We start from the raw sequence: 5,199 nt of genomic DNA, 5'->3' as shown, positions 1-5,199 counted from the left end.
AGGCGACCGTGAAGCCGAATTTGTAACAAACTCAAATGTCTGGCAAGAGTCAAATATGGCGGTTTGCTATCTAACCCAGCAATTTAGGCAGACAAGCGACAGTGAGTACAGCGAGCTTTTGAATTCCGTTAGGGCCGGCAGTATAGAAGATAGTCATATTGCGCTATTGCGAGCTCAGGCACCTAGTGCACTACAGCCTAGCACTACAGGCACAAGGCTACTTACCACCAATCAAGACGTAGATACCATCAACGCCCAGCATCTAGCCCAGCTTTTAACTCCCACTCAGAGCTACGAAATGAGCCACACCGGTAAAGCCAACTATGTGGAGAGTCTAAAAAAATCTTGTTTGGCGCCTCAGACATTAGAGCTCAAGCTAGGCGCTAAAGTAATGTGTATTAAAAACAGCCAAGACAGAAAGTATGTAAACGGCTCTCTAGGCGAGGTAGTAGGTTTTGATAAAGATAATAATTTCCCTCTAGTAAAACTATTAAATGGCAATACTGTACTAATAACACCAGACACCTGGGAGCTAATGGACGGCGAAACCAAAAGAGCCAGCCTCACCCAGCTACCTCTTAGACTGGCTTGGGCTATAACTGTTCACAAAAGCCAAGGAATGACCCTAGACAGTGCTCGAATTGATTTGCGCCGAGCTTTTGTGGCTGGTATGGGCTACGTTGCCTTGAGTAGGGTGCGAGACTTGCCGTCACTAACCCTAGATGGGTTTAACGACTTAGCTCTAGAAGTTAGCCCAGAAGCTCAAGCTATAGACCAAGATCTTCAGGCCAAAAGCAAGCAGGCCACACAAGACTACGCAGCAGTTATTATTGATTGGGAGGCAGCCCAAAAAAATCGTGCCATACCCAAGCCCGGTACTAAGTCAAAGCTAACCAAGTCTGGGGTAGCGTCTTATTATTGATTGGGAGGCAGCCCAAAAAAATCGTGCCATACCCAAGCCCGGTACTAAGTCAAAGCTAACCAAGTCTGGTGTAGCGTCTAGCTGGAGTCAGAAAGTTGAGAAAATGCGCCTAGAGTTTCCAAACGCCTATAGGCCCTGGACCCTCAAGCAAGATAAAGATCTAAAAAAACTATATAACGACGGTGCAAGCACCGCAAAAATTAGTAAGACCCTAGGTCGCCACCCCGGCTCAATAACAGCCAGAATAGAAAAAAACTTTAGCGGGTAGGCCTAAGATTTATCTTGATTCGTAATATTGCTTATGCTTTGCTAAAGAACTATAATTGATAGTATAAATAAAGGCAAAAGAGTAATGGCAAAAGCTAAGAATAGGACTAAATCAAAAAGTAATATCGGTGAGCTAATTTCTGGGCTTGTTTTGCCAGGAATGTTTGTGGCCGCCTGGGCTTTTGCTCTGTCAGGCACCAATGCGCCAATGTCTTCAGCTGTAGAGTCTACAGACATCAACACCATTCACTGGCTCTTGTATTTTGTAGGCTGGGTAATGCTTTTTTCTGCTGTTATGCATTCACTTTTTGCAAAAAAAATGGCCAAAAGTATTGGCTGGGTTACTAATGGCTTTCAGTACGAAATAGCTGCTGTCAGTCTAGGTCTGGGCCTAGGTTGTTTTTACGCAATTGGCCGCGGCATTGAGGCCTGTGTGGCGATTGCTCTACCGGTGATAACATTTTTGTTTTTTGCTGGCCTCAATCACTTGTACGAAATAATTAAAAATAAAAACTTTGCCCCAAATAACAGCTTAGTTCTTATCTACGACTTTGGTATGTCAATATCGCTATTTATACTTATACTACCTTATATAAATTTGTAAGTCATAAAGCAAAATTATCTTAAATATTCATAGCCTAAGTGCTCGTGCTATAATAAAAACATTACTATGGCTACTGAAACACCCAAATACAAAATACTAAAGTCTTCTGGCAAATGTGAGCTGCGTAGCTACGCCAAAAGCATAATTGCTAGCGTACTAGTAGATGCCACCGAGCACGGCAGCGCTGGCAGTGAGGCTTTTGGTATACTGGCCGATTATATTTTCGGTAACAATACGACGCGGGCCAGTATCGCTATGACCACTCCTGTGGCTAGTCAACAGCTAAGCTCTGAAAAAATTGCCATGACCGCACCTGTTAGCACTAGCCAAACCAAGGCTGGCCATTATAGCGTGAGTTTTACTATGCCATCTAGCTATAGCTTGAGTTCGCTTCCTAAGCCAAATAATAGCCAGGTCATAGTTGCCGCTAGAGACCCTTATCAGGCTGTGGTGATAAAATTTTCTGGCTATACGACTGAGGAAAAAATTAATAAAAAGACCGCCGAGCTAAAAGCTTGGGCGGAATCATTAAATATATCTACCGAAGGCCCAGTGAGTGTTTTGCGCTACGATGCGCCCTACAAGCCTGGGTTTTTACGCCATAACGAAATTTCCCTGAAAGTAGCCTTCGAGCCTACTAATAAACCTCCATCATAATATAAATGCACTTACAAATGGTTAACCCTGCCAAAAGCGTCAGCTCCTGGCAGGGTTATTTTGCAGATCTACTTTTTTGAGCGAGTCTGCTAGCTCTCTCGAGACAGAGTACAACACAAATTTTGTGTCGTTAGGAAGGCTTTTCTGCCTCTCTACAACGACTCTGTACTCGGCGTCTGTTTCCAGCCTCTTGGCCAGCGACACCGACATGGTTATATCCAGACCTGTCTCCTGGACAACTATCAGGCATTCGCCTTCTTTGCAGGGAAATGCCTCGGGGAGGCGCCCCTCGGGGCTATTAATTTCAGCCCCATACATTATTACCCACCATAATGGGTAATAAAGTGTACCTTCGCAACTTATTACCAAGCTCATATTTCTCCTTCGGTAGGGGAGTATTATTATATACTATGAGGGTTATAAGTCAAGCCCTAGATTTTATTATAGTGGGGCGTGTAGTTAGCCATGTATATCTTTTAGCTTCAGATCGGATAGTTTTTCGACCTTACTATCTGGAAGATTACGGGAGAGTAGGAGTGAGCCAACAGTTAGCATAAGCAAGAACACCATGGCTTGCTTTAGGCCTTCCAGCTGCGATTCGGTATAGTAGCTAACCAGCTGGGCTGTTTGGGCTGCTGAATAGCCCTGTTCGTTTGCTAGATTATTAACATCGGCAGTCGATAGTACCGGGATACCCTTGTTGGCCTGGGCACTAACGGCTTGCTTGATACTCTCTGGAATCTGCGGATCGGCAGATATTTTTGCAGAGAATCCGGACGATAATGTCATTATTAAAATAGAACCAATTATAGCTGTTCCTAGTGATGAGCCTAGGTTTTGGGCGGTACCTTGCATTCCGCCAACTTCGCTGGAATGGCGTTTATCTACGGCGTTCATATTAATATTGCCAAGCTGTGAGGCCAGTAGCCCTAGCCCTGCACCTAATATAAACATCCCCAAAAAAAGCGAAATGCTCTGCAATTGAGGATCGATAGTGTATGCGATAATAGCAACTCCGGTAATCAGCGCTAGCTGACCGAACTTTACTATCTTTTTGGGGCTAAAGCGGTCGATTAATTTGGAGCCTAGCACTGAAAAGATAATCAGCGATACTGAAAGTGGAATAATTCGTATGCCAGTCTGAAGCGCATCTAGGCCTATCACCATCTGCAAGTAAATAGGCATTACAAAAAATGACGCACCGATAACGAGGTTTTGAGACATCTGTACGGCTAGACCGCTGCGCAACTGTGGGATTTTGAGAACGGTTACATCTAGCAGGGGGTCTTTTCCTTTGTCTTGCAAGGTTTTTTGGTAACTTAGGAAATACGCTAGTAGCAGTATGCCTGCAAATATCAAATAGGTAACAATCGATATTCCAAAAGGTGCTATTTGGTAGCCAAAAATTTCTGGTACCGTCATTGGCTTTACCCAGCCCCAGACCTTGCTTTGTAATATGCCAAATATCAAAAGCACCATGCCGCTTGCCGATAATATAACGCTTGGAATATTTAACTTTGTTTGGGCCGATTTTTCGGAGCTCGGCACATGCTTCCAGAGCAAAAGTATTATTATTACAATCACCGTCTCGAAGGCAAATACATAGCGCCAACTTAGGAAGGTAGTTACAAAGCCGCCGATAAGCGGGCCAGCTGCCGCTGCCGCGCCAGCAGTAGCGCCAATTATTGCAAAGGCGGTTATCCTATCTCGGCCTTCATAGCGAGCAGCCACAAGTGCTGCCACGGCGGGTATCACCAGTACTGCGCCGAGCCCTTCCACCAGCGACCAGCCTATCATCAAAGTCTGGATATTTGGGCTTACTGCAGTTATAAATGAGCCAACTCCGTATATCCCAAGCCCGATTAGAAAGGCCTTTTTGCGGCCCCATATATCACCGACCTTGCCGCCGGTTAGCATTAGTGCGGCCATAGTTAGGGTAAAAAATGTAATTGCGGCTTGCATGGAAGCCACAGTTGTATTCAAGTCTTTTACGACAGTAGAAATAGACACATTCATTACGGTGGCATCGAGCACCATAATGAATTGTGCCAGAGCCAATAGTATTATTGCCGACCACTTCTTCATTTTATAATTATAATTCATATGCCAGTATTAGGCTATTAATAAAATTCGGCTCAATTAAATCGAGTACACTACTTAAGCAATCTTAAGCGTCTATTTATGCTAAAATTAGTATTATGAAACTATGTATTTTTGGAGCCAGCGGTAAGACCGGCGTAGAAGTGGCAATACTTGCCTCAAAAGCCGGCTATAGCATTACGGCCTGCGATATATCCAAAAACCCGAAGCTTGAAGGGCTCAAGAACTTAGAATTTATCGAGCTTAGCGTACTAGATTCTAAGGCGGTGAATGAGGCCATGAAAGGCGCCGATGCTGTTATTAGTGAGCTCGGGGTAAAGATTGGCAGCTCTGAGCCAGTGCTTTCAGAGGGCAATAAAAATATCGTCGTGGCCATGCAAACACACAAAATCAAACGGCTCATAACTCAGTCGGCTTTTGGTGCGGCAGATTCTTGGCAGAGCTTACCCTTTTATTACAAGCTAATTCATAAAACTTTACTAGGGCCAATGTCAAAAGACAAAGACAAAATGGAAAAAATCGTAGCTAGCTCGGGCCTAGACTATACAATCATCCGCCCAATTAGGCTTACCTCTGGCTCAGCCACAGGGCACTACCGAGCCGGTGAGTCTATCAAATTCGGCCTCGACCCGCATATTTCCCGTAAAGA

The 5,199-nt window shown here is 44.5% G+C and carries 7 protein-coding genes; 5 read left to right on the top strand and 2 right to left on the bottom strand.

Annotated features, from left to right (window positions below; genetic code table 11):
• The 4 genes from NT111_00035 to NT111_00020 all read left to right on the top strand — a co-directional run.
• On the top strand, window positions 1-922 hold a 922-nt coding region (locus tag NT111_00035; GenBank protein ID MCX6804410.1), incomplete at its 5' end, for an ATP-dependent endonuclease.
• Window positions 923-1,025: 103 nt separating this feature from the next.
• Entirely contained in the window at window positions 1,026-1,190 is a 165-nt protein-coding gene (locus NT111_00030) for a hypothetical protein (protein ID MCX6804409.1), read from the top strand.
• An 84-nt stretch (window positions 1,191-1,274) separates the two neighbouring features.
• Window positions 1,275-1,793 (top strand): hypothetical protein, encoded by a 519-nt coding sequence (locus NT111_00025; protein MCX6804408.1) that lies wholly within the window; start codon window positions 1,275-1,277, stop codon window positions 1,791-1,793.
• 66 nt (window positions 1,794-1,859) lie between these two features.
• The gene (locus tag NT111_00020) at window positions 1,860-2,450 is read left to right on the top strand and encodes a heme-binding protein (GenBank protein ID MCX6804407.1); all 591 of its coding nucleotides are present in this window, start codon (window positions 1,860-1,862) and stop codon (window positions 2,448-2,450) included.
• 39 nt (window positions 2,451-2,489) lie between these two features.
• On the opposite strand, the gene NT111_00015 is transcribed toward NT111_00020, so the two are convergent.
• Both NT111_00015 and NT111_00010 read right to left on the bottom strand, forming a co-directional pair.
• On the bottom strand, window positions 2,490-2,825 hold the full coding sequence (locus NT111_00015; protein ID MCX6804406.1) for a hypothetical protein: 336 nt from the start codon (window positions 2,823-2,825) through the stop codon (window positions 2,490-2,492).
• An 84-nt stretch (window positions 2,826-2,909) separates the two neighbouring features.
• The gene (locus tag NT111_00010; protein ID MCX6804405.1) at window positions 2,910-4,535 is read right to left on the bottom strand and encodes an MFS transporter; all 1,626 of its coding nucleotides are present in this window, start codon (window positions 4,533-4,535) and stop codon (window positions 2,910-2,912) included.
• Between the two features lie 113 nt (window positions 4,536-4,648).
• On the opposite strand from NT111_00010, the gene NT111_00005 reads away from it, so the two are divergent.
• Window positions 4,649-5,199, top strand: a 551-nt coding sequence (locus NT111_00005; protein ID MCX6804404.1) for an SDR family oxidoreductase, incomplete at its 3' end; no start/stop codon positions are given.

This window comes from Patescibacteria group bacterium (genome assembly GCA_026397045.1).
Classification (GTDB): domain Bacteria; phylum Patescibacteriota; class Saccharimonadia; order CAILAD01; family BJGX01; genus JAPLVO01.
This window is presented reverse-complemented; position numbering and strand designations above follow the sequence as displayed.